This is a genomic window from Corynebacterium sp., assembly GCF_030532715.1.
In the GTDB taxonomy this organism is placed as follows: domain Bacteria; phylum Actinomycetota; class Actinomycetes; order Mycobacteriales; family Mycobacteriaceae; genus Corynebacterium.
In genome coordinates this window covers 379,038-405,619 of sequence record NZ_JAUNKO010000001.1, presented here as the reverse complement: position 1 = coordinate 405,619, position 26,582 = coordinate 379,038, and the positions used below count along the sequence as shown (strand labels likewise).

At 60.3% G+C, this 26,582-nt stretch carries 26 protein-coding genes, 2 tRNA genes and 1 other RNA gene; 19 read left to right on the top strand and 10 right to left on the bottom strand.

Annotated elements, in window-relative coordinates; genetic code table 11:
• Positions 1-172: 172 nt before the first annotated feature.
• From Q4D83_RS01895 to Q4D83_RS01870, 6 genes are all read left to right on the top strand, one after another.
• Positions 173-249: transfer RNA gene (locus tag Q4D83_RS01895), tRNA-Ile, on the top strand.
• 331 nt (positions 250-580) lie between these two features.
• A complete protein-coding gene (locus tag Q4D83_RS01890) occupies positions 581-829 on the top strand; it encodes a hypothetical protein (RefSeq protein WP_303172472.1) in 249 nt (82 codons plus the stop codon).
• 63 nt (positions 830-892) lie between these two features.
• Positions 893-1,633, top strand: coding sequence for a trimeric intracellular cation channel family protein (locus Q4D83_RS01885; protein ID WP_303172470.1), 741 nt, complete (start codon positions 893-895; stop codon positions 1,631-1,633).
• A 148-nt stretch (positions 1,634-1,781) separates the two neighbouring features.
• Positions 1,782-3,089, top strand: a complete 1,308-nt coding sequence (locus Q4D83_RS01880; protein ID WP_303172468.1) for a dicarboxylate/amino acid:cation symporter — start codon at positions 1,782-1,784, stop codon at positions 3,087-3,089.
• An 11-nt stretch (positions 3,090-3,100) separates the two neighbouring features.
• Entirely contained in the window at positions 3,101-3,910 is an 810-nt protein-coding gene (locus Q4D83_RS01875; protein ID WP_303172467.1) for a serine hydrolase, read from the top strand.
• A 157-nt stretch (positions 3,911-4,067) separates the two neighbouring features.
• Positions 4,068-4,421 carry a hypothetical protein gene (locus tag Q4D83_RS01870; protein WP_303172466.1) on the top strand — a complete coding sequence of 118 codons (354 nt, stop codon included), beginning with the start codon at positions 4,068-4,070 and terminating at the stop codon, positions 4,419-4,421.
• Here Q4D83_RS01870 and Q4D83_RS01865 read toward each other — a convergent pair.
• Positions 4,418-4,624 carry an acyl carrier protein gene (locus Q4D83_RS01865; RefSeq protein ID WP_303172464.1) on the bottom strand — a complete coding sequence of 69 codons (207 nt, stop codon included), beginning with the start codon at positions 4,622-4,624 and terminating at the stop codon, positions 4,418-4,420. The two genes, Q4D83_RS01870 and Q4D83_RS01865, sit on opposite strands and share 4 nt — an antisense overlap.
• A gap of 64 nt (positions 4,625-4,688) precedes the next feature.
• On the opposite strand from Q4D83_RS01865, the gene Q4D83_RS01860 reads away from it, so the two are divergent.
• Positions 4,689-5,630 carry an alpha/beta fold hydrolase gene (locus tag Q4D83_RS01860; protein ID WP_303172462.1) on the top strand — a complete coding sequence of 314 codons (942 nt, stop codon included), beginning with the start codon at positions 4,689-4,691 and terminating at the stop codon, positions 5,628-5,630.
• Between the two features lie 36 nt (positions 5,631-5,666).
• On the opposite strand, the gene Q4D83_RS01855 is transcribed toward Q4D83_RS01860, so the two are convergent.
• Positions 5,667-6,218: a LiaF domain-containing protein gene (locus Q4D83_RS01855; RefSeq protein ID WP_303172460.1), complete on the bottom strand. Its 552-nt coding sequence runs from the start codon at positions 6,216-6,218 to the stop codon at positions 5,667-5,669.
• Positions 6,219-6,291: 73 nt separating this feature from the next.
• The gene (gene aceE / locus Q4D83_RS01850; RefSeq protein ID WP_303172459.1) at positions 6,292-9,030 is read right to left on the bottom strand and encodes a pyruvate dehydrogenase (acetyl-transferring), homodimeric type; all 2,739 of its coding nucleotides are present in this window, start codon (positions 9,028-9,030) and stop codon (positions 6,292-6,294) included.
• A 323-nt stretch (positions 9,031-9,353) separates the two neighbouring features.
• Here aceE and Q4D83_RS01845 point away from each other — a divergent pair, with 323 nt between their 5' ends.
• From Q4D83_RS01845 to Q4D83_RS01820, 6 genes are all read left to right on the top strand, one after another.
• Positions 9,354-9,782, top strand: a complete 429-nt coding sequence (locus Q4D83_RS01845; RefSeq protein ID WP_303172458.1) for a DUF3052 domain-containing protein — start codon at positions 9,354-9,356, stop codon at positions 9,780-9,782.
• 58 nt (positions 9,783-9,840) lie between these two features.
• Positions 9,841-9,913 (top strand) — tRNA-Val (locus Q4D83_RS01840).
• Between the two features lie 170 nt (positions 9,914-10,083).
• Positions 10,084-11,508, top strand: a complete 1,425-nt coding sequence (locus Q4D83_RS01835) for a hypothetical protein (protein ID WP_303172456.1) — start codon at positions 10,084-10,086, stop codon at positions 11,506-11,508.
• 14 nt (positions 11,509-11,522) lie between these two features.
• Positions 11,523-12,680 carry an acyl-CoA thioesterase/BAAT N-terminal domain-containing protein gene (locus tag Q4D83_RS01830; protein WP_303172454.1) on the top strand — a complete coding sequence of 386 codons (1,158 nt, stop codon included), beginning with the start codon at positions 11,523-11,525 and terminating at the stop codon, positions 12,678-12,680.
• Positions 12,677-13,609, top strand: a complete 933-nt coding sequence (gene cbiB, locus Q4D83_RS01825) for an adenosylcobinamide-phosphate synthase CbiB (RefSeq protein ID WP_303172452.1) — start codon at positions 12,677-12,679, stop codon at positions 13,607-13,609. The genes Q4D83_RS01830 and cbiB overlap by 4 nt, the downstream gene beginning before the upstream one ends.
• Positions 13,587-14,231 (top strand): chromosome condensation regulator, encoded by a 645-nt coding sequence (locus Q4D83_RS01820; protein ID WP_303172450.1) that lies wholly within the window; start codon positions 13,587-13,589, stop codon positions 14,229-14,231. Before cbiB ends, Q4D83_RS01820 begins: the two co-directional genes overlap by 23 nt.
• 504 nt (positions 14,232-14,735) lie before the next feature.
• Here the strand turns inward: Q4D83_RS01820 and Q4D83_RS01815 are convergent.
• The 5 genes from Q4D83_RS01815 to Q4D83_RS01795 form a co-directional block, all read right to left on the bottom strand.
• The gene (locus tag Q4D83_RS01815; RefSeq protein WP_303172449.1) at positions 14,736-14,942 is read right to left on the bottom strand and encodes a hypothetical protein; all 207 of its coding nucleotides are present in this window, start codon (positions 14,940-14,942) and stop codon (positions 14,736-14,738) included.
• A gap of 746 nt (positions 14,943-15,688) precedes the next feature.
• Complete coding sequence (locus tag Q4D83_RS01810) at positions 15,689-16,840, bottom strand: hypothetical protein (protein ID WP_303172448.1); 1,152 nt, start codon at positions 16,838-16,840, stop codon at positions 15,689-15,691.
• A 172-nt stretch (positions 16,841-17,012) separates the two neighbouring features.
• On the bottom strand, positions 17,013-17,516 hold the full coding sequence (locus tag Q4D83_RS01805) for an SURF1 family protein (protein ID WP_303172446.1): 504 nt from the start codon (positions 17,514-17,516) through the stop codon (positions 17,013-17,015).
• A gap of 21 nt (positions 17,517-17,537) precedes the next feature.
• Positions 17,538-18,419, bottom strand: coding sequence for an SURF1 family protein (locus Q4D83_RS01800; RefSeq protein ID WP_303172444.1), 882 nt, complete (start codon positions 18,417-18,419; stop codon positions 17,538-17,540).
• Between the two features lies 1 nt (position 18,420).
• Positions 18,421-18,930 carry a low molecular weight protein-tyrosine-phosphatase gene (locus Q4D83_RS01795; RefSeq protein ID WP_303172442.1) on the bottom strand — a complete coding sequence of 170 codons (510 nt, stop codon included), beginning with the start codon at positions 18,928-18,930 and terminating at the stop codon, positions 18,421-18,423.
• Between Q4D83_RS01795 and cobC the strand changes: the two genes are divergently transcribed.
• The 5 genes from cobC to rnpB all read left to right on the top strand — a co-directional run bounded on the left by cobC (position 18,858) and on the right by rnpB (position 23,353).
• Entirely contained in the window at positions 18,858-20,012 is a 1,155-nt protein-coding gene (cobC, locus tag Q4D83_RS01790) for an Rv2231c family pyridoxal phosphate-dependent protein CobC (protein ID WP_368502165.1), read from the top strand. The genes Q4D83_RS01795 and cobC overlap by 73 nt on opposite strands.
• Positions 20,006-21,139: a Nif3-like dinuclear metal center hexameric protein gene (locus tag Q4D83_RS01785; protein WP_303172440.1), complete on the top strand. Its 1,134-nt coding sequence runs from the start codon at positions 20,006-20,008 to the stop codon at positions 21,137-21,139. Before cobC ends, Q4D83_RS01785 begins: the two co-directional genes overlap by 7 nt.
• A 12-nt stretch (positions 21,140-21,151) precedes the next feature.
• Positions 21,152-21,841 (top strand): zinc ribbon domain-containing protein, encoded by a 690-nt coding sequence (locus tag Q4D83_RS01780; protein WP_303172438.1) that lies wholly within the window; start codon positions 21,152-21,154, stop codon positions 21,839-21,841.
• Positions 21,842-21,848: 7 nt separating this feature from the next.
• A complete protein-coding gene (locus tag Q4D83_RS01775) occupies positions 21,849-22,928 on the top strand; it encodes a bifunctional RNase H/acid phosphatase (RefSeq protein WP_303172437.1) in 1,080 nt (359 codons plus the stop codon).
• A gap of 13 nt (positions 22,929-22,941) precedes the next feature.
• Positions 22,942-23,353, top strand: an RNA gene (rnpB, locus tag Q4D83_RS01770) — RNase P RNA component class A.
• Here the strand turns inward: rnpB and Q4D83_RS01765 are convergent.
• Positions 23,347-24,585 (bottom strand): galactokinase family protein, encoded by a 1,239-nt coding sequence (locus Q4D83_RS01765; protein ID WP_303172436.1) that lies wholly within the window; start codon positions 24,583-24,585, stop codon positions 23,347-23,349. The two genes, rnpB and Q4D83_RS01765, sit on opposite strands and share 7 nt — an antisense overlap.
• A gap of 163 nt (positions 24,586-24,748) precedes the next feature.
• On the opposite strand from Q4D83_RS01765, the gene Q4D83_RS01760 reads away from it, so the two are divergent.
• Positions 24,749-24,961 (top strand): hypothetical protein, encoded by a 213-nt coding sequence (locus Q4D83_RS01760; RefSeq protein WP_303172435.1) that lies wholly within the window; start codon positions 24,749-24,751, stop codon positions 24,959-24,961.
• Here Q4D83_RS01760 and Q4D83_RS01755 read toward each other — a convergent pair.
• Positions 24,958-26,559 carry a CYTH and CHAD domain-containing protein gene (locus Q4D83_RS01755; RefSeq protein ID WP_303172433.1) on the bottom strand — a complete coding sequence of 534 codons (1,602 nt, stop codon included), beginning with the start codon at positions 26,557-26,559 and terminating at the stop codon, positions 24,958-24,960. The genes Q4D83_RS01760 and Q4D83_RS01755 overlap by 4 nt on opposite strands.
• Positions 26,560-26,582 lie beyond the last annotated feature (23 nt).

The window sequence follows — 26,582 nt, the reverse complement described above, 5'->3', positions numbered from 1 at the left end:
ATAGTGTGTGCTGGGAGATTCCCTGGCAACGAGAAGTAACTATATACGCGGGGGCGAATCCTGTGCAAATGGGCAGGTCGAGGGCGGTATTGGCGACCATGTTTTCGGCCGGTCCCAATGCCGTTTGCGTGCGGTTTTTTACCATGCCGCTTCAACCGCTAAGCTTTCCTGCGGGGCTATAGCTCAGTCGGTTAGAGCCGCGGACTCATAATCCGCTGGTCGCGGGTTCGAGCCCCGCTGGCCCCACCAGCAAACGTTGCGGCACCCCATGCTCATTCAACGGGCATGGGGTGCTTTTGCGTACCCCGCTGATTGTCGTGCGCGTCGCTCGTTGCGCGCGCCTCCACCGATTGCGTTCCACACCCTGGGAAGATTGCCCACAATGTGAGTGTGGGACTAATGTTTTGCCCTCTAGATGAAAATAGCCCTGAGTTTTGCGCAAGAATTCGTCTTAGAGGGTGGCCGGATGAGTTTCATGCATGCTACTTATCGAACTTGAAGTACTGAATAGTAGTCCGCAATAGGTGGGTTCGGTACGGAGTAGATACGCAGTAATAGTCAGCTATCAAGGAGAGTATTGATGATCCTCAGGGGTACGGTTCGGGAAGCATACGAAGAGCTGGGTTTGCCTTCCGACGATGCGACGATTGACCGGGTGTGGGAAGAGATCGTGGCTGGCGCTGAAGGCCGGGCGGAGAGCATTCACTGGATGCTTTCGCAGCAGGTGGAGCCCGAGTTGGGGTCTGTTCTTGATGGTGAACACCCTGCGGAGGGTGTGCCGTTGCGGGCCTCGTATGGTCGCCACGCTGCCCCTGACGGATGGGCCTAACTTCGCGCCACGCGGTATGGCCGCTGGTTGGGTGTTGCCGCTACTTGTAGTTGACTGGGTGGCATGCCCACAGTTGACCCTACGATTCTTGCGATCTATCAGAGCCTGGACTTGATTGGCGTTGTGCTTAATGGCGCTATCGGCGGCACGATTGCACGGCAGCGCAATTTTGACATTATTGGCGTGGCGTTTTTGGCGTTGTTTTCCGCGCTGGGTGGCGGCATGTTGCGCGACACGTTGATGCAGCGTGGGACGCCTGCGGCAATTGCGGAGCCGATGTATATGGGCATGGCGATTGCCGGCGGGCTGGTGGTGATGCTCATTCATCTCGACGGCCGCGCGTGGGAGCTGTTTCGCGTCCATGGTGATGCGGTCATCCTTGGCGTGTGGGCTGTGACGGGGTCGTCGAAGGCGCTGACGTACGGGATGCCCTGGGCGTCGGCAATGTTTATGGGCATGCTCACCGCGGTGGGTGGCGGCATGATTCGCGACATTTCCACCGGCAGCGTCCCCTCGATCTTCGGCGGAAATACCTTGTACGCAACGCCAGCGATTGTGTCCTCGGCGACGATGGTTGCGTTCCACTTTGCGGGTCACGACGCCGTGGGCATGCTCGTTGCAACGACGCTCGGCGCTGGCTTTGCCATCCTCGCGTATTGGCGGGGTTGGGTGCTGCCTACGAGCGCGGAATGGGCGCCGGTGAAGATGACGTCTACGCAGCTGTCGAAGGCGTTAAAGCGCGCGGAGCGGAAGGGTGCGCGTGAGGAGCGTTCCCGGTTGGAGCACGAACAGGAACCAGAGTAGACCGGACGGTCTAGTCATTGCGAACAAGCGCAGGCGCTACGGGGCGTTGAGCTGCATTATTTGACCATACCGATTGGTCTAGCTTATGCTTTCGAATGCATTTCTGGAGTTGGAATGCGCCCAAAAATACAAGCGAAAGAGTAAAGCAATGACAACCGTGGCTACCAAGCCGGAAGCGGGGCACGCCCCGCGCCGGAGCATGTTTACCTCGTTTGGCGCCCAAGTGGTGTACGGCCTCATCGTGGGTGTGATACTCGGCGTGATTGCGCGCGGGCAGGACTGGCTCGTGCCCATCGTCAGCCAAATCGGTGGCGCCTATGTCTCCCTCCTCAAACTCATGGTGCCACCGCTGGTGGTCACTGCGGTGATTACTTCCATTGCCCAATTGCGCCAGGTGACCAACGCTGCCAGGTTGGCGTGGAAAACCTTAGTGTGGTTCGCGATTACCGCGCTCGCATCCGTGGTGGCCGGCCTTGCGGTGGGCACGATCATGCACCCTGGGCGGAATTCAGCGGTGGACGCATCCGCGGCGACTGCCCCGGAAACCACCGGCTCTTGGGTGGCATTCCTGCAGGGTATTGTGCCGAGTAATATTTTCGGCTTGGAGATTTCGCTGAAGGAAACGGCCTCCGGTGCACTGGCGGCGAGTCCTTCCTTTAGCGTCCTGCAACTGTTGCTGATCTCCATTGCCTTTGGGGTTGCCGCGATTAAGGTCGGGGAGCCCGCCGAGCCGGTGCTGCGGCTGACCTCTAGCGTGCTGGAGATTATTCAAAAGGTGCTGTGGTGGATCATCCGGTTGGCGCCGATTGGTACCGCCGCGTTGATCGCTAAGGCGGTGGCGGACTATGGCTGGGAGGCCCTCGGTTCACTGGGTACTTTTGTGATCGCCGTCTATATTGGCCTCGCCGTCGTGGTGGCCGTGATCTATCCAGCGGTGCTGAAATTCAACGGCTTGGGCGTGCGACGATTCTTCGCACATGTGTGGCCTGTGACCTCCCTGGGGTTTGTCACCCGCTCCTCTATGGGGGTGATGCCAGTGACGGAGAAGACCACGGTGGATAGTCTTGGTGTGCCGCGGGCGTATGCGTCGTTCGCCGTGCCGTTGGGGGCGACCACCAAAATGGATGGTTGCGCCGCGATTTACCCTGCGATCGCCGCTATTTTCGTGGCCGAGTTTTACGGGGTGCAGCTGGGCATCACGGACTACCTACTTATTGCGTTCGTATCCGTGATCGGTTCTGCCGCTACAGCGGGCACTACTGGCGCAACCGTGATGTTGACCCTGACGCTGTCCACGCTGGGGCTACCGTTGGAGGGTGTTGGCCTGCTGCTTGCGGTGGAGCCGATTGTGGATATGGGCCGCACCGCGGTCAACGTGACCGGCCAGGCGCTGGTGCCCACGATTGTGGCTAAGCGCGAGGGGATTCTGGACCGCGAGGTGTTTGATGCCAAGTAAACTCCCGAAGTATGGAGTTTCTGAGCGATTGGCCCGTTGAACATTCCGGAGCCGCCATTGTGCATGGCGGCTCCGTAGCTGTTGAGGGGGATATTGACCGCTTGTTCGGTTTGGCGAGTGTGACCAAGCCAATCGTGGCGTATGCCGTGCTCATCGCGGTTGAGGAAGGCGTGTTCGATCTAGATACGCCGCTGGGGCCGCCTGGGGCGACGGTGCGGGACTTGCTGGCGCACAGTTCGGGGATTGGGTTTGCGTCCACTAGGCCAGAGCGCCGAGTGCGGGAGCGTCGGATTTACTCCTCGGCCGGTTTTGAAATTCTCGCCTCGGCAATCGCGGCGGAGACCGAAATTCCATTCCCAACCTATTTGGAGGAAGCGGTGTTAGCGCCGCTGGGGATGGCGCGCACGAGACTGGCTGGCTCGCCGGGCCACGGGATGGAATCTACGGTGCGGGATATGGTGGCGTTCGCTCAGGAAGTGCTCGATCCGAAGCTGTTACATATTTCTACGCTCACGGCCGCGCTTACCCCCACCTTCCCGGAGCTTCATGGTGTGGTTCCGGGGTATGGAATGTTTAAGCCCTGCCCGTGGGGGTTGGGGTTTGAGCTCAAGGGCGCCAAACAACCCCATTGGATTGCGGACAATATGCCTGCGGATGTGGCGGGACACTTCGGGCAAGCTGGGACTTTCTTCTGGGTTCACCGTCCGACGCAGCGTGCCATGGTAGCGTTGACCGAGCGTCCATTTGGGCCGTGGGCGAAGCCATTGTGGGCTGAAACCAATGCGAAAGTGTGGGCACACTTGGAAGAAACCCTCAAGTAACGCTTGAGGGTTTGGGGGTATCAAGTAAAGGTTGAGGGTTGTCCTCAATTTATTTCTCAGTAACACTGTCCCATACACACATTTTTACGAGGCCGTTGGGGAAGACGATCCTCGTCTTGGCGTACACAACCGTGTACGTCTGGTTAGCGACAGGGAAATGAAGACAGTGACTCTGCCAACAACAGTGTGTTCCTTGCATGCCGTCCTCACTATTCACGGTATGCCCATCCGGCTGCGCCGTACCGTGGAAGACGCCATGGTCGAGTGCATCCACAGCCCAGCCGACTACGCTGAAGCCACGTTTGATGATGTGTTCGCTTCGGAGTGGTTTACCCAGTGGCGTCGCACAGCACCAGGCTTGATCGGTTGCCGCCAGGTTATTACGGGCGATGCGCTCGAACTTGAGCATTTGGGCGACGTGCTCGCCGCGCTCGGCCGCGAGCATGGCTTCCACGTGAGTGTGGATTTCGACCACGGCTATGGCTATCACCGCACGATGGGCGTCGCTTAGGCGTTGACCAACGCGAGCGCCTCCCGGAGGGTGGCTGGTGTGAACGCTTCTATGCGCACACCAAACTCCTCTTCAATTCGAACTGCGAGTTCGATGAGCGTGAGCGAATCCAGCTGTAGGGGTGCGTCAAGGTCGATCTCAGCGGCGTCGATACCCGTGACGCGTTGTGCCACAGCGGTGAGGCGTTGTTCGGCGGATTCCATGAGGCTCAGGCTACCCACGGTAGGGTGAAAACCGTAACCGACACGCGAAGGGTAGTCTGCTACCGTGGCAAAGAACATCATCCCCAGCTTTATGCGACGCACGCCGGAGGTTCCTACGTTGAGCCGCTTCCCGGCGTTTGACGCCGTGGATCGTTCCGGCGTGGAAAGCGGTGTGCATTACTACGAAACCGGGCCTATCGACGCCCCCGTTACCGTAGTGTTCGTGCACGGGTTTACGCTCGCGGCGAGTAGTTTTTACTTGCAGCTCGCCCACTTAGCGGGGCGCACGGACGTGCGGTGTTTGCTGGTGGATTTGCGCGGGCATGGGGCAACCGGGGAAGTGCCCTTCGCGGAATGCAGTGTCGGGGGCGCCGCTGACGATGTCGCGCGGGTCGTTGAAAAGCGTTGCCCCGAGGGGGACATGGTGCTGGTGGGCCATTCCCTCGGCGGGTTGATAGCGCTCAACCTTGCGCGGAGGTACGGGCCCAGCCGGGTGCGCAGTTTGCTGTTGATTTCCACGGCGATTGAGTCGCTGGGCAGCCAGGGCTTACCGAAAATAATTACGCACCCCATCATGGATCGCCTACGGAAGGCGGTCGAAGCCGCGCCGGGGGCCACGGAGCGGCTCACCAGTGACGCCAAGGATGTTATCGCCGGGGCTATGGCGCCGCTGTTTTTCAACACCAACACCACCAGCTACGACATCGTCGAATTCCATGCCGAACTTGTGCGCAACACCCCGATCGCAACGTTTATCGGGTTTTTCGACGACCTTCAGCAGCACGACGAGCTTGGCGCGGTGGACGTGCTGCAACACATGCACGGTATCGTGCTTGTGGGCGAGCGGGATAAGGTGACGCCGGTGTCGCAATCGGAACGCATTTGCGAGCTGTGGCCCGCGGCGGAGCTGCGCACCGTGAAGGATGCCGGGCATATGCTGCTCCTGGAAACCCCCGAAGCCGTCAACGAGGCTATCGACGCCCTGCTGCGCGACCTCGGTAGGTAACGTTCCGAGTTGCGGCGGGAGTAGGGGTGCGGCGGGTTATTGCGCCTTGATGGATACCTCGCCGCAAATATTGATGCCCCGCAGCACAATGGATGGTGCATCCGAGTCTTGTGGTTGTTCGTTGCGGAGCGATTCGCTCGCGAGCACCGAGATCACTTGCGAGTGCACCGCGACGCCGCGCGGCACCACCAGCTTCATGGCGCCGAGGATGTTCACCACGTTGATTACGGTGACCGATTGGGACACCTTCGCCTTGCGGAAATCTAAGCGTACCTCGCCCAAAATGCTGGCGGCAGTGAGCTCCTGTGGCAGCAGCACTTCGCCTTTGACGGAGTGCTCGCCCAAAATGGCGATGTGGCGGTGCTGCGGCGGGATGCGCGGCGGCTGCGGCTGGGCGTGCGGGTGTGCCGTGGGGGCCACCTCCATGGATTGGATAATGCGATCGAGGACAGCGGGGTCGTCGGTGGCCCAAACCTCGCCCACAAGATCCGAATATGATCCCAAATCAAGCCGGCCCTGGCCCACTGCTCGGGTGAGCACATCCTGCGCGAGATTGCGTTTGTCTTGGTACGGCAAGGGGAGGTTCATAGGGTCAAATATAGTGAAAAGCCTCCGGCGCCGAAAACGTTCGACGCTTGGGAGGCTTAGGTGCTGCGGGACCCTACACGGAGGTTGGGTCGGTCAGCTGGTACTTCTTTGCCGCTTCATCCGCAACCGACATGTCCAGCTTGCCTTCGCGGGCAAGGCCAGACAGGACGGCGACGACGACGGACTCGGCGTCGATATTGAAGTAGCGGCGGGCGGCCGGGCGGGTGTCGGAGAAACCGAACCCATCCGCGCCCAAGGTGGTGTAATCGCCCGGCACCCACTGGCGGATCTGCTCCGGTAGGGCGGTGGCGAAGTCGGACACGGCCACGAACGGGCCGGAAACCTTCGAAAGTTTCTGCGCGACGAACGGGGCGTCGATAGGCGTTCCGGGGTGGCGCAGCTGCTCGAGGTTGTGGCGCTGGCCATCGCGGGCAAGTTCGTTCCACGAAGTGACGGAGAAAATGTTCGCTTTCACGTTGTAATCCGCAGCGAGTATTTCCTTCGCCTTCAGCGCAGCCTGCATGCCGATGCCGGACGCCAAAATGCTCGCTTCGTGGCCCGTACCCTCCGCAGGGGAATACAGGTAGATGCCCTTGTGCAGGCCCTCGACGTCGAGGTTTTCCGGCTCGGCGGGCTGCGGCGTCGGCTCGTTGTAAATGGTGAGGTAGTAGATTACGTTCTCACCGCGGCCGGGGCCGTACATGCGGTCGATGCCCTCGCGAATGATATGGGCGAGTTCGAACGCAAATGCGGGGTCGTAGGTGATTACGGAGGGGTTCGTGGACGCCAAGATGGGGGAGTGGCCATCCATGTGCTGCAAACCCTCGCCCGTCAGCGTGGTGCGGCCCGCCGTGGCGCCCAGCAGGAAGCCGCGCGCCATTTGGTCGGCGGCCGCCCAAATCGAATCTGCGGTGCGCTGGAATCCGAACATGGAGTAGAAGATATACAGCGGGATCATCGGCACGCCGTGGGTGGCGTAGGAGGTGCCGGCCGCCATAAACTCGCCCATGGAGCCGGCCTCGTTGATGCCCTCGTGCATGATCTGCCCGTCGACGGCCTCGCGGTAGGACAACATGAGGTCATGGTCCACCGGGGTGTATTTCTGGCCGTGCGGGTTGTAAATCTTCAACGTGGGGAACCACGAGTCCATGCCGAACGTACGAGCCTCGTCGGGGATGATTGGTACGAAGTGCTTGCCCAGCGCCTTATCGCGCATCAATTCCTTAAAGATGCGGACCACTGCCATGGTGGTGGCCACTTGCTGCTTGCCGGAACCTTTCAGCACGGACTTCAACGCGTCCATGCCGGGCACGTGCAGCGGCTCGTAGCTTTGACGGCGCTCTGGGAGGAACCCGCCGAGCTGCTTGCGGCGCTCAATCATGTACTTAATCTCCGGCGCGTCCGGGCCCGGATTGTAGTACGGCGGCAGGTAGGGGTCCTTCTCCAGCTCTTCGTCGCTGATTGGAATGCCCTGCCGGTCGCGGAACAACTTGAGGTCATCCAGCGTGAGCTTCTTCATCTGGTGCGTGGCGTTGCGGCCCTCGAAGTTATGGCCCAAGCCGTAGCCTTTGATGGTGTGCGCCAGGATCACCGTCGGGCGGTCCTTCGTTTCCATGGCGCGTTGGAACGCCGCGTAAATCTTGCGGTAGTCGTGGCCGCCGCGCTTCAGCTTCCAAATCTCGTCATCGGTCATATCTTCGACGAGTTTCTTGGTGCGTTCGTCGCGGTTAAAGAAGAACTCGCGAACATACTTGCCATCGTTGGCGCGGAAGGTTTGGAAGTCACCGTCCGGGGTGATGTTCATGAGGTGAACGAGCGCGCCTTCCTTGTCTTTCGCAAACAGCTCGTCCCACTCGCGGCCCCACACCACCTTGATCACAGACCAACCGGCGCCGCGGAAGAAGGACTCCAGCTCCTGGATGATCTTCGTGTTGCCGCGCACCGGGCCATCCAGACGCTGCAAGTTACAGTTAATGACAAACGTCAGGTTGTCCAGGTTGTTCAGCGCCGCCAGTTGGATCAGGCCGCGGGATTCCGGCTCGTCCATTTCGCCGTCGCCGAGGAACGCCCACACGTGCTGGTCGGAAGTGTCTTTAATGCCGCGGTTATGCAGGTAGCGGTTGAATCGCGCCTGGTAGATGGCATCCATTGGGCCCAAGCCCATCGACACCGTGGGGAACTCCCAGAATTCCGGCATGCCGTGCGGGTGCGGGTAGGACGGCATACCGCCCTGTGGGCGGGATACTTCTTGGCGGAAACCGTCAAGGTCGTCCTCGTCGAGGCGGCCCTCGAGGAACGCGCGAGCGTACATGCCGGGCGAGGCGTGCCCCTGGAAAAAGACTTGGTCACCGCCGCCGGGGTGATCCTTGCCGCGGAAGAAGTGGTTAAAGCCAACCTCATAGAGCGGGGCGGAGGAAGCGTAGGTGGAGATGTGCCCGCCGACCCCGATGCCGGGGCGCTGTGCGCGGTGCACCATGATCGCCGCGTTCCAGCGGATCCAACGGCGGTAGCGCTTTTCCAAGTCCTCGTCGCCAGGGAATTCTGGCTCCATGGAGGTGGGGATCGTGTTGACGTAGTCGGTGGACGTCAAAGGGGGTAATGCGACGCGACGTGCGGTAGCGCGTTCGAGAAGCCGCAGCATGAGGAAGCGGGCCCGGTCTGGGCTGGCTTCGGTCAGCAGACCGTCGAGGGACTCCATCCATTCACGGGTCTCCTCAGGGTCCGTATCGTTGAGGTACGACGCGACTCCATCACGAATAAGGGCGAAGTTGGTGTCGTCTGCCGAGTTCGAACCCTGTTGCAGGTCAGCCATACCAAATCCTCCAATCGGAATTTAGGGTGTTTTCCCTATAAACAATACGGGTTTGCTAAGAAGGGTGTCGCCGTCGGGGCGGGCTAGGGTTATTTTGCGGGCGGGGTGCCGGCGAGAATACGTTTCACATATGCGCGTTTGATGTGCATGATGCGGGGAAACTATGGCAAACTCATGATCAGGAAGTAAGAATTCTGCCAAAACTCGCCGATTCGCCTGCGAAGCAGCGTAATGTCGAGCACAGGTACGTCATTATTAATAACTAAGTCAGGCTTGCTTCCTTCGCCGGTTGTTCGCCTGACGATTTGCAGGAGGAACAGACAGTGGTCGATGCTCCGGGCGTAGCGAAACAAAGCGCCCAGGATTACGCAATGCTTTTAGGCATCAAACTTGGCCAGACCGTGCAGGAACTCGGCTGGGACGATGATTGTGACGCGGCAATTAGCGAAGCAATCGAAGACGCAATCGATGCCGAATTGCTCGACGAAGATACCGACGAAGTGTGCGACGTTGTGCTGCTGTGGTGGCGCGAAGAAGACGGCGACCTCGTCGACGGGCTTGTCGACGCCGCCCGCCCCCTCGCCGATGCCGGCCGCATCTGGGTTTTGTCCCCTGGCGCAGGGAGCCCCGGCACACTGGAGCCTGGTCTCATTGCTGAATCCGCCCAGCTTGCTGGCCTGGTACAAACCAAGGCCGAGCGCCTCGGTGCTTGGCAAGGGTCTTGCTTGGTGCAGCGCGGCTCTAAACGCTAAGTAAGCTGCTGATTTGCACAAAAATTCAGTCGTTGGGTAAAGTCAACGGCTGTTGCAAGCGCCTTTAGCTCAGCTGGAAGAGCAGCTGGTTTACACCCAGCAGGTCGGCGGTTCGAACCCGTCAGGGCGCACACGGTTTAGCGCGAAGGGCCAAGTGTTGATTATTTCAACCTTGGCCCTTTCCGCTTGGCGTTGCCCTGTGCGTGTTGGGTGCAACCGCGGACATCGTTTGCACTATCAACAAGTTGCAGAAAATCTATTACACTGAGGTAGGTTGTTTTCCTCACCGTAAGGATCCGTGATGGCAATCAAACGGATGTTCGCCAGTGTGGCGGTGTTTGGTTTGGTGGCGGTGGCGGCCCCTATGGCATCCGCACAGCAAGCGCCTGCACCCCAACCTCCCTCGCCGGCCCGCTTACATCAGCCCGACGCCTACGAAATGCCCATTGAGACGGTCAGGCCCGGGTATAACGAAGCCACCGCACCTGAGCTGCCGGTTGGTACCCTTGCGCAACCTGCGCGTGTTCGGGTGGAAACGCTTTCCGTGGAAGAGGAAACCGTGTCGGGCAAAAATCTTTTACGGGTGCGTATTCCCCGTGGTCATCGTCTGCATGTTGGCGGTATCGCCGTGCCAGAGCTCCACGCTGGGACCCCGCAGTTTGAGGGCTTTTCGTTTGCTCCGAAATTGTGGAAGGCGGACAGCGGAACGACGTGTCGCACTACCAATTTCATCGACACTACGAATTCTGTGTCCATCGAGCAGCCCACCACGTTAGCGCTGATTAGTTCGGACTACCGGGGCGGCGAGGCGTCCTGTTACGACACTGACCTGTTCCTTGACCTCGGGTTGCAGCGGGAAAAGTTTGATAAGGCCATTAATGTGGATACGTTCGCCGCGCTTGTGCCAGAACCTGTGCATCTCGGCGATTCTTTCAACGAACAACCTAGCGACAAGCGGGGTGAGGACGCAGTGGGAGAACCACCCCGAGATCGCCAAGAGCGGCAGCTTGCCCCCGGCGCATTCCCCCAGGACGCGCCCGAGCTGATTGGGGTCACCGAGGCCCAGATCGTCGAAGGCGAGACTCAATTTTTTGCGGTGCCCGTCCTGCCCGGGCAATCCCTCAAAGGCAGCATTGAAATCATCGCTGACGGCGACAGTGACGGCGACGGTGATGGCGATGGGAATCAAGAGCCGGTGGACCCGTTTCTGCGCGGGCTTAACGTGTGGGTTGTGAACCAGCTGGGGCAAAGCCACAGCATTGTGGGGCAAACCGAGGCCAAGGTTGCGCAGGCGAAGGAGCCCCGGACGTTTGCCTCCGAGTACGCCATTAGTTACGGCAATTTGCAAAGCACTGAGACTCGACAGCGCCTCGCGTGGCTTGGCGGTACGCATTACGTGGCGGTGAGTTTCACCAACTTTATCGACGCCGCGACCAGCACCAACGCAGCTGACGCCCCCGCGGCTGACACGAGCGCCACCACCGAAACTCCGTTGCCTCCCGTGACATATCGCATCACACTCGAGCCGATCGGCAGGGCCGCCCAAGGCCCTGATTTTCGCGCGGCGGCAGGCACCGGTGACCACACGGCAACGGACGATTCCGCACCCGCTGGGAACCGCTCGGAGCGGAGCCGGTTTTGGTTGTTACTGGCCGCGATTGGTGGGACAGCGTTGGTCGTGCTGATTGGGGTGCTTTCCGTCATGTTCAAGAATGCCCGGAAGTAGTTACCATCGAGCTCATGGAGCTTGATGTGAAGGCTGTCAGTGGTATCAACACGCCGCTATACGTGCGGGTTACCGACGTACCGCCGCACGCACCGGTGCGGATTGCGGTTTCCACGGTGGATGCCTACCAACAGCCCTGGTCCACGGAGCAGGTGTTCCATGCCGACGCGGACGGGGTGGTGGATCTAGCCAATACGCTGCCCGAAAGTGCGCAGTGGGAGCCAGCGCATTCCTTGGGGATTCTCTGGTCTATGCGCCCAGACTCCTCCGGCCTGGGCGAGGATGACGCGAACTACTTTGAGCTCAACGGCCTGGCGCCGGTGCACCTGAACTTCCGGGTGCGCATTCGCGGGGAGGGATTGGGCTCGCTGCTCATGCGAACCATTGCTCGCAACGTGGTGGAGTTTGACGCCCCCTGCGGCCCGGCGTTTCACCCGACCACCCCTACGAGTGGGGCATCCCAGCATCCGGGCGTGGTGTTGTTATCGCATGCGCCGGCGGCGACCGATTCGGCGAGCGCTGCGGCGCTGGCGCATCATGGGTTTGCGGTGCTATTTGCGCGTACCTGGCCAACAGTGGATGAGCTGCGGCAATTTCATGCGCATGAGTTCGTGGATTCGCGGGTGCCGCTCGCACTGGTGGCCCACGGCCGGGCGTGTGTCGGTGCGTTTGAGGTTGCGGAGGCGTACCCAGAGTTTGTTGGGCCGGTGGTAGCGCATTCGCCGTGTAGTCGGCGGTTTCCGGATCCTACGCGTGCGGAGTTTCGCCGCTCACAGCTGACGGGAAAGCCGGCGGATCTGTGGGGGTTTTATGCGGACCAGCGGGATGCCGCCCCGCGGATTGAGGTTTCGCGCCTCGCCGGGCCGTTGTTGCTAACCTCTGGCACGGAGGATGCCGTGTGGGATGCGCAGGGGATGGCGGGGGAGTTGGCCGCGGCGTCGGAAAGCAGGGGCGTGGAAACCTTCCACGTGAGCTATGAGGGGGCGGGGCACGCGTGTGGCTACCCGTTTGCGTTTCCGGGGTTGCCGACGTCGCTGAACGTGCGCGACCATGGACACCGCATACGCGTTGGTGGCAGTATCGACGCCAACGGGCGGGCGGCTGAGGTTTCCCGCCAGCAAGTGATTAGTTTCCTCGCCTCCTTCTACGATATGCCGGTAACCACGTTATGAAGTTTACGCACGCTAGTTCCCTCGCCCTCGGCATGCTTGCCGACCGACTCATTCCGGACCCCCAACGCCACCACCCCGTAGCTATGTTCGGAAATTACGCCGCCTGGCTGGAAAAACACCTCTACCGTGACAACAAAAGCGCCGGGGTAGTGTACGTGGCTGCCGCCGTAATCCCACCAACCCTAGCGGCACACTGGGTGGCCCGTCGTTGGCCTGGCCCCGCACTCGGCGCCGCCATCTGGGCCTCCCTCGGCGGGGCGACGCTGCAGCGCACCGCCATCGCACTCGCCCTCAGCATCGACGCCGGCGATATCGAAGGCGCCCGCACGTGGGTGCCGTGGCTATGCTCGCGGGATCCACAAGCGTTGGATGCCTCCGGAATGGTCCGCGCCGCCGTCGAATCCGTGGCCGAAAACACCTCCGATGCGGTGGTCGCCCCGATCGTATGGTCGTTGTTCGGGGCGCCCGGAGTTGTGGCACACAGATGTGTGAACACCTTGGATGCGATGGTCGGCTACCACAACAAACGCTACGAAAACTTCGGTTGGGCCGCCGCCAAACTCGATGACGCCATGGCCTGGATACCTGCCCGCCTCACAGCCCTCACCCACGTGGGATTCGCCGCCAGCGCCGGGCGCGGAGCAGAAGCCCTGCGCGCCTGGCGCGAAGACGCCCCCAAACACCCCAGCCCCAACGCCGGCCCCGTCGAAGCCACGGCCGCCGCCGCCCTCGGAGTCCAACTCGGTGGCGACACGATCTACGAACACGGCGTGGAACAACGACCCAGGCTCGGCGAAGGACCCGCGCCAAGCACCGCCACCGTACGACAAGCCACCAGGCTATCGCGCATGGTGCAAGGTATAACAGGTGGGATCGTGGCGGTGGTGGGGGTGATCGGTGGCGCATGTGAAGCTCGCAGCAGGACCTAGACACTTCGCGGTGGTGCAAACCGATGGCACGGTGCTGGCAGCAGGGCGGAGTACCGCCGGTGAATGCGACGTGGGCGGATGGCGGGACATTGTTGCCGTTGCGGCAGGTTGGCGACGCACCCTAGCACTATGCCGTGATGGAACCGTACTGGCAGCTGGGCGCACCAAAGATGGTGCATGTGCGGTGCGCGACTGGCATGATGTGGTTGGCGTGTCGTGCGGGGATTGGCATTCAGTTGGAGTTCGCCGCGACGGGACCGTGATGGCCGCCGGCAACAATGCCAAACAGCAATGCGCGGTGCAACATTGGCGGGATATTACTGCCGTTTCTGCTGGTTACCTGCACACTGTTGGCTTGCTTTCCGACGGCCGCGTCGTGGCTGTGGGATGCTCAGCTTCCGGTGCTTGTGAGGTAGGGGAATGGCGTGAAATTGCGGCTATCGATGCGGGTAGCCGCCATACCGTTGGCCTGTTGCACGATGGTCGGGTCACTGCGGTCGGGGACAACAGTCTCGGGCAATGCGATGTTGATGATTGGGAGGACATCGTTGCTATAGCTGCGGGTGCGACGCAGACGCTTGGACTCAGAGCCGACGGGAGCATTGCTCGAACGGGGAGGTAGCGTTCGCTACCAACCCTTATGCGGGCCGAGCGACGTTTTAGTCTCCCCAGTCCTGGTGATTTCGTAACCCAAATTTGGGAGCGCCTTGATTGCTGTGAAATCCGCATTCGCCGACGACGAAATATAGAAACTCTTCTAAAGAAGGACGGTAACGATGCCTTCCAACTGGAATACGGAGATCATCTAGAGCTCTGGTTCGACTACCTGCCCTTTTGTTTTTGCTTTGTCGTATTCAAATCGAACTACGGGATGAGAGGCAACCCTCATTTGATACGAGTATTTAGCAACGGTAAGGTATGGTCCGTTCGATCAAAACTAAAATGCATTCCGCTTGGCGATGGCTCTATGCTGCCCTGCAATTGTTTTTTGGCAGCGCATAAGATAATGGGATATCTATTTGCGCGGTGAAGCGCTTTTTGTCCCTGTTTGCTTCAATTTGAGGCTTTTTGTTAAAAGTGGGAATGGCAGAGTCGATGAGTTCCCACTTTCGAGTTGATCGGACACTCAAAATCCCAAAAGGAATTCAAGGCGAAGCATCTCTTCATACTCCTTCATCTCGCTTGGGGAAAGCACTCCAAGCGTGGCAAGGTCACGCAGATCTTGACCAGTGATGCCGAGTTCAGCTTCTATTTCACTTTCCAATTTGCTCTTGATGGAGTCGCGCTTTTCGAGGAGCATCTCGTCTGTCACGCTGTGAATTGTAAGATCCATGGCTACTCCTTTCCTTGTTAGGGCGAAGCATGGATAAATTCCAGGCCAGCCGATTATAGGCTGTGGAATGTGAGCTTTAAAGTGGTGGGTAGGCAGGCCAGCAGAGATGTGCAGGACGCTTGGTCTTGTAGCCCCTATTTAGGTGTGCTTGCTGGGGTATGATTCGGGGATGAGCTGGCAGAAACCTCGACGATGACATCAGGCGCAAAAACTTGATGTTCTTGACCTTGATGGCCTCATGGGGAGGAGGAAATGGTCGCCGTACGGGGTGATACGGAAAAGCTGTCCGGACAACGCTCGAATACGCAGTTAGTTTGCTTTATGGTCTCGGATTCGGTGCAGGGTATAGGATTCCTCGTTTTAACGCAGCTCGAAACAGTAATGCTCTGCGATTGCGAATTTCTTGCTTGGTCAGTCCGCGAAAGTCCACGAAACAATGGCCAGGTGCCTTTGGGGTGTTTGATGCTACGCCGCTATCGTCTACTGCGCGAAGGTTTGCCGTGTGGACTTCTGTGATGGCGCAACCCCAGACGCCAACGGATTTGCTTCGAGCCTGTGAATTATGCCACTCGAACGCTTCTTGCGGTGTGACTTTCGATTCCCGGGAGTAGGAGGGTTTTCCTTGATCTGCCGTGGAAGGGCCGAACGCGTGTGAGGCTGGTGTCCCATCTTTATCGCACAAAATATGTGGCGTTATTTGACGGAAGATAAGCTCGTCGGGGTTAGTGATTTCCTCTTCGCCGAGCTCATCTAGATACGTCGCTTGTTGGGGCACGTTTTGTATCCTTCCAGTTCTTTACGTGTTCAATCACATCTTTGGGGTTTTCGTATGAATGGCACGAACCGGAGTTTTGTCCTGATTCGAGATAGTAGGCCTCAAAGCCATTGTGTAGGACTTCGATGTTGGCAACATAGTCACCGGAGGCCCATTCGATGAGGATGCCGCCGTCTTCGGTAGGGAAGATACGGGGAGGAATGGTCGTTTGAAAATCCAAGCTGCTGACTATTTGAGACGCATTCAGAAGTATTTTATGGGAAACCGCTTGACCATTTTCGCCGTCTAACCATCCTTTTTTGAGATTTGAAATTTCGTTGAGGCGTTTGAATAGGTTCGTCAACGGCTGATCACCCGGCTTGTACGCGCATGCTACGTTATAAATCTTTGTCACCTCAGTATTGCGAATGCCAACCTTCGCTGCGAGTGTGATCAGGGGAGCTTGGCTGGAGGCATCGAGGTACTTCCGAAACGTGCCCACCATGTCTGGCTCGGTGAAGCGTCCGTGAACCTTTTTGCCTGTGGGCAACTCAAATTCGAAGGAGGTGTTTTCGGCGTTAAGTTCAGTCACTTTCCCGTAAAGCAGTTCGAACGAAGAAGTGGTGCGACGAGCTCTTTCCAGATCGCGTTTGAGCGGGAAAAGCTTTTCATCTCTAACTTTTCGGTCAATAGTGATATAACCCCGGTGGGAAGCTGATGTAGATTGCACTTGTATTGATTCCTGAGGTTGCAGTGAGCTGCCAAAGTCCCAGAAATCCTTAGTGCTAGCCCAAGCCGGCAAGTTTTCGGGTGTGAGTTGGTCACTCTCAAGTGAGTGGAGTAACCGATCGACTTGGTTTTTAGATTCGACAAAGAGTTGGTCATGTTCTGCCGAGTCCGGCCGTTCGAGGACCGAGATTGCGCTTCCGGCCCTGATTTCAGTGATGGATAGTTCTAGGCTTTCGCCGAGGCTGTCCAATGGTTTTTCGCCATCGTGTTCGGTAGTCCATGTCGCTTGCGCGGCGGCAATGATGAGTTGTTGGTAACGGATAATCTCGTGGAGTGCATCCACTGGAAAGTGCGCATCATCAAAACGCTCGCCTGTAAGGCGTAGTTCCGCGAAGGGTTCTGTGTGCGCGCCCATACTGTCTTACTCTAGCCCTAGTTGGTAACAAAGATCGCTGGGCGCGGGGGTGTTGTCGCAATTTGGAAGTGGCCTTAGAGGTTCCATGTAGCCTGTCGGCGGCAGGGCCCGCCATCGAAGGATTGCCGTGATCAACGGATCACACCTTGTGGGTAGCTCAACCAACCTCGACTTATCCAGGTATTGCCGCGGGGTCCAGCGCCCCGGGTTGCCCTTCGGCCAGCTGGAGGTAGTCGAGTTCGAAGGTTTGATTGAGGGCTAAGGCGAGCCCTTGGGTGTCTATCCGGTCGGTTTCGGGTGGGTGTTTTTCTAGGAGTGCGCTCATGCCGGGTTGGGTGTGGCGGACGTAGCCGATGATGGTGACGGCGGTGCGGGGTGCGGTTTCGTAGTCGCGGCTGGAGGCGTGGCCGCGGTTGATGAGTACGGTGGGGCCGTCGTCGATGTGGAAGGGGGTAAGTACTTGGGTTTGTGGCTGCGTGTTGATGATGATGTCGGTGTGTGGCTGGTAGGAGCCGTGTGCGGTGACGGGCTGCCACTCGTTGAGGTTTTGGGCGTAGGGGATTGGTTCGCTGGTGATGGTGTGGTGGAGTTGTTTCTTTTCGTGGACAAAGATGATGGTTCCTAGGAGTGTTACGGCGACGATGACGAGTAGGAAGTTTGAGAGCTTTTTGTCCACGATGGTTCGCCCCGTTGCGCGTTAGAAGCGGTCTTCGTTCTTTTCTGCGATTTTACGGTAGTGGTCGATGCGGCTGTCGCCGTAGCGGGCGTGGCGGCGAGTTTTCGTGCGGGTTGCGGGAGGCGCGGCGTCGGTAGTCATTTCCGTCTGAGCGGCAGGTTCTGTAGGTGCTGCCGAATTGTCGTCTGCGCTTTGTTCTTGTTCTTCGCGGCGGCGTTCTCGGATTTCGGCGTAGATGAAGTAGCCGAGGCCGAGGGGAGCCATGATGCCGAAAGCGATCCATTGGATGCCGTAGGAGAGGTACGGCCCGCTTTCCAGTTGGGGGAGCGGGAGGGCTTGGATGACGCCGGGTTGATTGTCTACAAGTTGGAGGTAGTCGGGTTCGAGGGGCAGCCCGGTGATGTCGGCGAGTTGGGTGGTGTCTATTCCGTTGACTTGCGGGGGGATGGAGGCGGTGATGTTGGGGTCGACGCCGGTTTCGCTGCGTCGTACGTGGGCGGTGATGGTGACTTCGTCGCTGGGGGCTGGGGTGAATTCGGCGTCGTCTTGGTAGCCGCGGTTGACTATGAGGGTTTGCCCAGTGGTGAGGGTAAACGGGGTGAGCGCGTGGTAGGCGGGTTTGGAGTTCACTGGGCGCAGCCGCAGGACCACTTCTTTCTCGGGGTCGTAGTGCCCGGTGATGCGCACGCGCCGCCATTCCTCCAGGCCGGGCTGATAGTCCACGGGTTCGTGTTCGAAGGCTGCGGTAATCGCGGAATTCCTGGCGTTGGTGGCTTCGTTTTTGCCCAGCTGCCAGGGCGCGAGCACCGTGAAAGCAATGTAGGCGAAGGCGATGACGGCGAGGGCGGTGATCACCCAGCCGGGTTGGAGGAAAACCTTGACCAGTGATTGCTTTCGGGGCATCCTATCGTCCTGATTTGGTTTCGAGTAGTTCTTCCACCCAGTGTAAAAGCCCCGGCGTGGCGGCCTCAATCTCTTTGCGTGTTTGGGTGAAGGATTCGGCGTCGCCGTAGTAGGGGTCGTCAACCTCGGCGCCTTTGGGGGAATTGGGGTCGAAGGATCGCAATAGGCGGATTCGGTTTCGCGGTACATCCCACGCTCGCAGCCCGCGCATGTGTGATTTATCCATGGCTACGAGCAGGTCGGCGGTTTGGTGGTCGGCGTCGAGTTGGGCGGCGCGGTGGGCGCGGGCGTCGAGATTCACGCTGTGGAGTTCGGCGATGGCGCGGCGGTCGGCGCCTTGCCCCACATGCCAGCCGCCGAGTCCGCAGGAGGCTACGCGAACCTTGTCCTGCAAGCCGGCCTGTTCCACAACGTTGCGGAAAACTACCTCCGCCATCGGTGAGCGGCAAATGTTTCCGGTACAGACGAAGACAATGTAGACGTCATCGGAGCGGTGGGCTGCAACGTTCATGGTGGTTTCGAACTCCTAGGAGATTTGCAACGATAGCCAAAATAATAGACTCGTTGTTTGTGATTGATTTCAATGCGTTGCGTTTTCACGGCGATGAAGCTGCCATGAATGCGAGCTTAGATTTTGCTGTGAATGTGCGTTTGTCCCGCCCGCCTGCATGGTTGCGGGATGTGCTACATCGAGGGGTAGACACGCTCGGCGCTTACCCCAACAGTGAAGCCGCGCGGCGCGCCGTCGCGCAATATCATTGCGTCCAACCCGAACAGGTGTTGTTGTTGGCGGGCGCCGCCGAAGGCTTCGCGCTCTTGCCGCGGCTTGCTCCGCGTCTTGCTACGGTGGTGCATCCCAGCTTCACGGAACCGGAGTACGCGCTGCGTATGGCGGGGGTGCCCGTGCACCGGTGGGTGCTGCGACCCCCGTTCGAACTGTGTGAGGGACAGGGAACGACGTCGGGGGAGCCGGGGGATCTCGGGGACATGTTGGTGGTGGGCAACCCCACGAATCCCACTGGGGTGCTGCATCCGCGTGCGACCCTGTTGGAGTTGGCGGAGCGGGTGCGGTACTTGGTGGTGGATGAGGCGTTCATGGATCTCAGCCCGGACGAATCGCTGATCGGTGATACTTCGGGGACGGGGATTATCGTGCTGCGGAGTCTGACAAAAACTTGGGGTCTGGCGGGGTTGCGGTGCGGGTATTTGATTGCGGATCCGGCGGTGGTGGCGCGGCTGGAGCGATGCCGCCCGCACTGGCCGCTGGGCACGCTGCAGCTCTTAGCGATCGAACATGCCGTTGGCGCGGATGTGGGGCCGTTGCGAGCGGAGGTGCTGCGGCAACGAGCGGCGATGGTGGAATATCTGAGCGATTGCGGGTGGCGGGTGTGGCCCAGTCAAGCGCCGTTTGTGCTGGTGAACCCGCCTGGGGCGGATCCGGATGGGCAACGCGAGCGCCTAGCGGAGCGGGGGGTGGCGGTGCGTCGGTGTGACACGTTTCCCGGTTTGGGTCCGGATTTTTGGCGGCTTGCTGTGCGCGATGGCGAAGCTGTTGCCACACTGGAAGCACATCGAAAGGAGATCGCGTGGTAAGCACAGTTGGCAAAGTTCGAGAAGTTTTGGAGGCGGCCTACCCGCCGGAGCTTGCGGAATCCTGGGACGCGGTCGGCCTGATTTGTGGCGACCCCGCAGCCGAGGTGACCAAGGTGGCCTTCGCCTTGGATTGCACCCAGGAGGTGGCATTGCGGGCGGTGGCCATGGGCGCGCAATTGTTGGTGGTGCATCACCCGTTGTTGTTGCGCGGGGTGACGTCCGTGGCGGCGGACACCCCGAAGGGGCAGGTGATCCACACATTGCTGCGCGGCGGGGTAGCATTGTTCGCCGCGCATACGAACGCGGATTCGGCGCGCCCAGGGGTGAACGACAAGCTCGCTGAGTTGCTGGGGGTGACCCCGGGCCGCCCGATCCTGCCGAAGCCCCAGGGCTTGGATAAGTGGGGCGTGATGGTCCCGGCGGAGCCTGCGGAGGTTGCGGAGCGGGTGAAGCGGGCGGTGTTTGCGGCGGGCGCGGGCGCGCTCGGAGACTACCAAGAATGCGCTTTCCAGTTCGAGGGCACGGGGCAGTTCTGCCCGGGGGAGCAGGCGCAGCCGGCGATCGGTGCTAGCGGTGAGCTGGCGCACGTGCGGGAGGTGCGGGTGGAATTCGTGGCGCCGCGCCCAGCGCGCCGAGCGGTGGAACGGGCGCTGCTGGAGGCGCACCCCTATGAGGAACCCGCTTTCGATATCGTCGAATTGGCAAACACCGTGGATATCGAACATGCTTACGGTCTTGGTAGGGTGGGTGAGCTGGACCAGCCGATGCCGTTGAAGGAGTTTGTGGCGCGGGTGGCGGAGCGGTTACCGAGCACGGAGTGGGGGGTGCGCGCGGCGGGCGATCCGGAGCTGATGGTGCGGCGGGTGGCGGTTTCCTCGGGGTCGGGCGACGGCTTCTTGGATGCGGTGCGTAGTTTAAAGGTAGACGTCTACGTTACTTCTGACCTGCGGCACCACCCCGCGGACGAGCATTTGCGCGCGGGCGGCCCGGCGATCGTGGATACCGCACACTGGGCCAGTGAGTTCCCGTGGTGTTCGCAGGCCGCCGAGGTGGTGGAGCGTGAGCTTGGCTTGCGCACCGAAGTGATTGATGTGCGTACGGACCCCTGGACCATTTCTGCGAAGTAAAGGAACCCCGCTATGAAACTTGCCCCTGAAATGCAGCGTGACCTGCTGGAATTGGCCACGCTGACGTTGGTGAATCCGGCGGCGGTGCCGCTGTCGCCGGAGCAGCAGGAGGTGGAGCGGTTGACGGCGGAGATCGCGCGCACTCGCTCCGCAGATGCTTCGCTTACGCTTTCGATTTCGGATTTGGAGGCGGACGTGCGGCGTATCCAACTGGATATGTCGAAGCTGCAGCGTCGGCAGGCGGCGGCAAAGGGAGGGCTGGGTGCGACGACGGATGTGGAGCGCCGCCGCGACCTGCAACACGAGCTCGCCGCCGCGACCCGCCGCATCGATGATTTGCGCGGGGAACTGAAGGAGACTCACGACGAGCTGCATGCGTTGCGCGCCCACCACGAGCGTTACGGCGCGGAAGTGGATGCCTTGGAGGCGAAGTTGGCGGCCGCGCAGCGCGCCGTCGTAGTTACCGACGATTCCGTCCGCCTCGAACGCATAGCCGAACTCCGCACGCTTCTCGACGCCGCGACCCTCGAAGCCTACGAGGAACAGTTCGACGTCGACGGCATCGGCGTTGCCCAGTTCTCCGGCCGGTCTTGCGGCGGCTGTCACCTGATGTTGCCGCAGGCAGTGGTGTCCCGCATCCGTAACGCGCCCGCGGATCAGGTGCCCCGGTGCCCGGATTGCGGCGTTTACCTCGTACGATAGGAGTCTGATGAAGGTTTGCATTGAGGCTGATGGCGGCTCCCGCGGCAACCCCGGTATCGCCGGATCCGGCACCGTGCTTCTCGACGCCGCTCGGGACAACGTCCTGCGTCGCATCGCCGAATTTGTGGGTACTTCTACAAACAACGTGGCGGAGTATCATTCGCTGATTAACGGCCTGCAGGCGGCTCAGGAATTGGGCGCCACGGACGTCGACGTGTTTATGGACTCCAAACTTGTTGTCGAACAAATGTCTGGCCGCTGGAAGGTGAAACACCCAGACATGAAAACCCTCGCGCTGCGGGCCCAACGCATCGCCGCGGGGTTCCGCTCCGTCACTTACACGTGGGTGCCGCGCGCCGAAAACTCCCGCGCGGATGAGTTGGCCAACGCCGCCATGGACGCCGGCGCCAAGGGTGCTGATCCTGGCCTCATTGTCAACGAAACCACCAGCTGGAATGGGGCCGTGACCCGCCCTTCGCGCTTGATCTTGCTGCGCCACGGCCAGACGGAGCTTTCTGCCGCCCGCCGCTATTCCGGTGTCGGCGATCCTGAGCTTACGGAGCTTGGCGAACGCCAAGCTGCCGCGGCGGCCGAACGGCTTGGCACGCGCGGCGGTATTGATTACATTGTCAGCTCCCCGTTGGCGCGGGCCCGCCGCACTGCTGAGCATTGTGCCGAGGCCCTCGGCGTGGACGTTGCCGAACACCCCGGTTTGATCGAAATGGATTTCGGTCAGTGGGAAGGCAAGACCTTTCAGGAGGCGTGCGACGCGGACCCTGCCCTCCACGCCGCTTGGATGCGCGACGCGACCGTCGCCCCGCCCGGCGGTGAATCCCTGCAGGCGGCTGATCAGCGCGCCGTGCGCACCTTAGCGGAGCTGCAAGACACCTACGGTGCCGCGAATATCCTGGTGGTTTCGCACGTCACCCCGATCAAGGCCATGTTGCGCAAAGCTTTCGACGCGGGTCCGCAGTTTTTCCACCGCCTGCATTTGGATCTTGCTTCCTTATCCGTTGCCGAGTTCTATGCGGACGGTCCGACCTGCGTGCGCTTGGTAAATGATACTTCTCACCTCAACGGGGTATGATCAGATGCGCGAATGAGCCATCCGGGTGGACGCGGCGCGCGCAACGGCACTGCGCTTGCTTGGCAAGCGGAGTGCGCGGTCGCGGTGTCGAGGAAAGTCCGGACTCCATAGAGCACGGTGGTTGCTAACGGCAACCCAGGGTGACCTGCGGGAATAGTGCCACAGAAAAGAAACCGCCCAGCAATGGGTAAGGGTGAAACGGTGCGGTAAGAGCGCACCAGCGCCTGGGGTGACTCAGGCGGCTAGGTAAACCCCACCGGGAGCAAGGCAAGAGGACGTACCCGGTTATCGGGTATGTCTGTTCGGGCGTGAGGAGGTTGCTCGCCGAGCCCGAAGGTACGCTGCTTGAGGCCCGCCGGCAACGGTGGGTTCAGATGGATGTTCACCTTCAATGACAGAATCCGGCTTATAGGGTGGCTCATTCGCCTTCATCGTCGCCTGCGAGCTGAACACCAGTGGTGGGCTCGCCGGCGTGCAGCGGGATGACCAGCAGGCCGTCGGCTGCGAGGTCGGCCGCATAGTTATCCGCACGTTGCGGGTCCACATAGGTGACCACCGCGTCTACGAGGCCGGGAGAGGTGCCGCGCGCCGTCACCGCCCCGCGACTTTCGCACAAATACACCAACGCGCGGTGAGTATCCGTGGTCAGCTTGAACGTATTCTCGAGTTCAGTTTGGGAGGTGTGGACGAGCTCCAGCACCGCGTTCATCCGCCGCGAACGCAACGCCGCGGCAGCCTCCGAAGCGCGTTTGGTTTCTTCGGTCAGGAACTTCAACCAGCCTGCCGCCTCCTCCAACGAAGGCACTTTGTCGCTGCCGTGCACCTTGTGCACCGCCGACAGCCAGTCCGTAATTCGCGCCTGGGCATCGGGAAGGGCGCGCAACGAGTCGACGCCGTAGGCGCGAGCGGCGTCGTCAAGGAATGCGTGGCGGCGGTGGATTTCGGACACCAGTTTGGTGGCAATCGAGGATTTTGGTTTGGTCACCACGATCACCTCGATACCGCGCGGGTGGGGCGCCTGGGTGACGGAACCGTCAGCGTAATCTACCAGCGCCACGGAATGAGCGTGCCCCCGCAGCGCGGCCACGTGCCGCGCCCGTAACTCTGGGGTGTCTGCGAACGTGTTGGCGGATTGCGTGCATACTTCGGCGAGCCGGGCGCGGAGCGGGGCATCGATCTCCACACCAGCGGCTATTTGCAATCCCAGTGCGAACGCGGTGGCCATTGCTTCAGCCTCGCCGAGGCCAGCGTTGGCGGGGATGGTGCTCACCACGGTGATATCGAAACCCTGCGTGTCGCGGCTGAGCATTTGCCGGTTAATCAGCGACCACACCACACCACCGAGCCGAGTTTCCACCCCGCCCGGCCCGCGCTGCGCGATAGTTTCCATGGTGGTTTCGTGGTTGGTGTCGCGGCAGCTTGGTTGAGATAAGCGCACGCGGATTTTCGAATCATTGCGTGGGGATGCGGCGACGGCCACACCGAGGTGAGTCATCGCAACTGCGACCACGCCGCCGATATAGTCAGTGTGTTCGCCAACGAGTGGGAGGGTCCCCGGTGCGGTAGTCAGTATGGTTGGCTCGGTACTGTAGGTGCGGCGGTGCACCTGCGCTGCACGATCGCCAATGAGTTCATCGGGGGCGTTCCAAAGCGGCATTGGCGAAGACTCTCCTTCAACGGTTGCAACTGGCCGCGCGCGCCATGGCCGGGGCAGCGCGCGTACTTTGCCACTACTGTAGCCCGCAATGTAGCCCACTGGGGGTTGCGCGCGGGGTAGGTTGGTGGGAAAGGTTTGATGTAAGAAGGAGCGTGACTAAAGTATGACCACCACAGACGATCAATGGTTCTTTAATCCCACTACCGGCGAAGTGAGCCAAGGACGCATTCAATCGTGGGAGGACCGCATGGGCCCCTACGCTACGGAAGCCGAGGCTCGCGACGCGATGAATATCGCCGCCGAGCGCAACGCCGCAGCCGACGCCTTGGATGAGGAAGACGACGACTGGGGCGTGGAACCCGCTTGGGAGCGCTAACCCTTCTTTTTCTTGTGCGATTTCCGCGCGGCCTTTTTCATTGCCTCATACGCCTTTTCGATCTTCTCAAAGCTCGTGGCGTAGTCCCGCAATGATTCGAGGCCGCGTTCGCGTTCCACCTGGAACAACACGCCGTAGGCAAAGGTATCTTCGCCCGCTTCGCGGGCTTGCCCAGCCTTGCGGAGCAGTACATCACGCGAGGTGACGGAATCTTGGAAATCACCAAGCACCGTCTGCATGCGCTTGCAGGCCTCGTACAGCTTTTTGGTTTTCAGCCCCGTGGCACGGGCGGCGTCTGCCGCGTAGCGCAACTTCTTGGCGGATTTCCGCATGTCATGGAAATACCCCTCACGCTCACGCAATGGCCGCTCCAAATCACCCCACCGGGAGACAGCTTTCTCGTGCCGCTTGACCAGTCGGGCGTAGGCGTCGTCGAGATGCGTGACGAGGATGCCTTCCGGGGTTTCTTCCTGGCAATCCTCTTCCGCAACGTCCGCAACCTGTGGGTTTGCCAGCAGCGAGTCGAGGGAATTGAGTAGGTCGAAGTACCGTTGGGATTCCAGCAACTCCACCACTTCCGAGTGTGCGTTGCGGTACTCCACAGCCATGTCCTGTTCGAGGTGCTTGCGCGTCACCGCGTCAATCACATCCGCGTCCACCGTTTGCAACAAGTCGTGGAACCGCTCCTCAACCACCTCCGCGTCGCGCGCCACGCCCAGTACCCCGGCGAGGTGCTTGAGTTCGGATTCCAGTTCCAAGTAGCCGTCGCCCACGAGGATGCCTTCGAAGGTCTGCATGTGGCTGCGAAGTTCACGTGTGGCCACCCGCATCTGGTGGATGGAATCCCACTCGTCGCGCCGCACCTTCGGATCATTCGCCAGCAACGCATCGCGATTCTCCGCGAGCGCCTTCACCACCGCATACGCTGGGTTTTTCTTGTCCAACTTCGCTGGCGTTGGTGGCTTTGGGGCGTGTTCAATGGAATCCCCGAGCGCCGCCACCAGCTTCGAGGGGCTCTTGGATTGTGTTGCCCCTGCGGCCTCTAACAGTTTCGTCGCAGAGCCCAAGGTACGTTCGATATCGTCCAAGTATTCCTCGCCGACTTCAAACTCCCATTCGCGCCAGGTTTGGCGCTGGCCGTGCGGTAACAACGACCAAGAGGTGACGCGGTCGTCGCAAAACTCGCCCACGAGTTTGCCGTCAATATCCGTGAGCGCGAACTCCTTACGCACATTGTCCACCTGCGCAATTGGCTCCAACGGCACATCCCGCACAATCGCCCGCACCGGAAACAGCAAATCGCACGGCACAACGTACTCACCGTATTCAGGTTCGGTCAGATCCGCATGCAACTCGACCCGCCCGTGGCTCGCTGGCAACTTCATATGCCACCCGGAATCCGTGCCCCCAGTACGGCGCCGGAGCGTGATCTTGTGCCGAGTCAACCGCAAATCCGGAGTATCGTAATAGACCGCCGAAAGCTCGTGCGTCTCACTATGGACTTCGGCCACATGTTCAATCTCAGTTAACGCTGGGACATCCGCGTCATTATCAACCGAAAATTTTGCTTCTACCTCGAGAAATTGCCGCGTGCTCATACCCCAGTTGTACCAGCAAAAAC

Excerpts from the sequence above, each read along its gene's own strand:
- Q4D83_RS01855 (WP_303172460.1), bottom strand. The coding sequence starts at position 6,218 with ATGAACCTCCCCTTGCCGTACCAAGACAAACGCAATCTCGCGCAGGAT.
- Q4D83_RS01830 (WP_303172454.1), top strand. The coding sequence starts at position 11,523 with ATGGAGCTTGATGTGAAGGCTGTCAGTGGTATCAACACGCCGCTATAC.
- Q4D83_RS01810 (WP_303172448.1), bottom strand. The coding sequence starts at position 16,840 with ATGGGCGCGCACACAGAACCCTTCGCGGAACTACGCCTTACAGGCGAG.
- Q4D83_RS01880 (WP_303172468.1), top strand. The coding sequence starts at position 1,782 with ATGACAACCGTGGCTACCAAGCCGGAAGCGGGGCACGCCCCGCGCCGG.
- Q4D83_RS01890 (WP_303172472.1), top strand. The coding sequence starts at position 581 with ATGATCCTCAGGGGTACGGTTCGGGAAGCATACGAAGAGCTGGGTTTG.
- Q4D83_RS01800 (WP_303172444.1), bottom strand. The coding sequence starts at position 18,419 with ATGCCCCGAAAGCAATCACTGGTCAAGGTTTTCCTCCAACCCGGCTGG.
- Q4D83_RS01760 (WP_303172435.1), top strand. The coding sequence starts at position 24,749 with ATGACCACCACAGACGATCAATGGTTCTTTAATCCCACTACCGGCGAA.
- cbiB (WP_303172452.1), top strand. The coding sequence starts at position 12,677 with ATGAAGTTTACGCACGCTAGTTCCCTCGCCCTCGGCATGCTTGCCGAC.
- Q4D83_RS01765 (WP_303172436.1), bottom strand. The coding sequence starts at position 24,585 with ATGCCGCTTTGGAACGCCCCCGATGAACTCATTGGCGATCGTGCAGCG.
- Q4D83_RS01755 (WP_303172433.1), bottom strand. The coding sequence starts at position 26,559 with ATGAGCACGCGGCAATTTCTCGAGGTAGAAGCAAAATTTTCGGTTGAT.
- Q4D83_RS01865 (WP_303172464.1), bottom strand. The coding sequence starts at position 4,624 with ATGGAATCCGCCGAACAACGCCTCACCGCTGTGGCACAACGCGTCACG.
- Q4D83_RS01835 (WP_303172456.1), top strand. The coding sequence starts at position 10,084 with ATGGCAATCAAACGGATGTTCGCCAGTGTGGCGGTGTTTGGTTTGGTG.
- Q4D83_RS01875 (WP_303172467.1), top strand. The coding sequence starts at position 3,101 with ATGGAGTTTCTGAGCGATTGGCCCGTTGAACATTCCGGAGCCGCCATT.
- Q4D83_RS01815 (WP_303172449.1), bottom strand. The coding sequence starts at position 14,942 with ATGGATCTTACAATTCACAGCGTGACAGACGAGATGCTCCTCGAAAAG.
- Q4D83_RS01870 (WP_303172466.1), top strand. The coding sequence starts at position 4,068 with ATGAAGACAGTGACTCTGCCAACAACAGTGTGTTCCTTGCATGCCGTC.
- aceE (WP_303172459.1), bottom strand. The coding sequence starts at position 9,030 with ATGGCTGACCTGCAACAGGGTTCGAACTCGGCAGACGACACCAACTTC.
- Q4D83_RS01780 (WP_303172438.1), top strand. The coding sequence starts at position 21,152 with ATGAAACTTGCCCCTGAAATGCAGCGTGACCTGCTGGAATTGGCCACG.
- Q4D83_RS01775 (WP_303172437.1), top strand. The coding sequence starts at position 21,849 with ATGAAGGTTTGCATTGAGGCTGATGGCGGCTCCCGCGGCAACCCCGGT.
- Q4D83_RS01885 (WP_303172470.1), top strand. The coding sequence starts at position 893 with ATGCCCACAGTTGACCCTACGATTCTTGCGATCTATCAGAGCCTGGAC.
- Q4D83_RS01795 (WP_303172442.1), bottom strand. The coding sequence starts at position 18,930 with ATGAACGTTGCAGCCCACCGCTCCGATGACGTCTACATTGTCTTCGTC.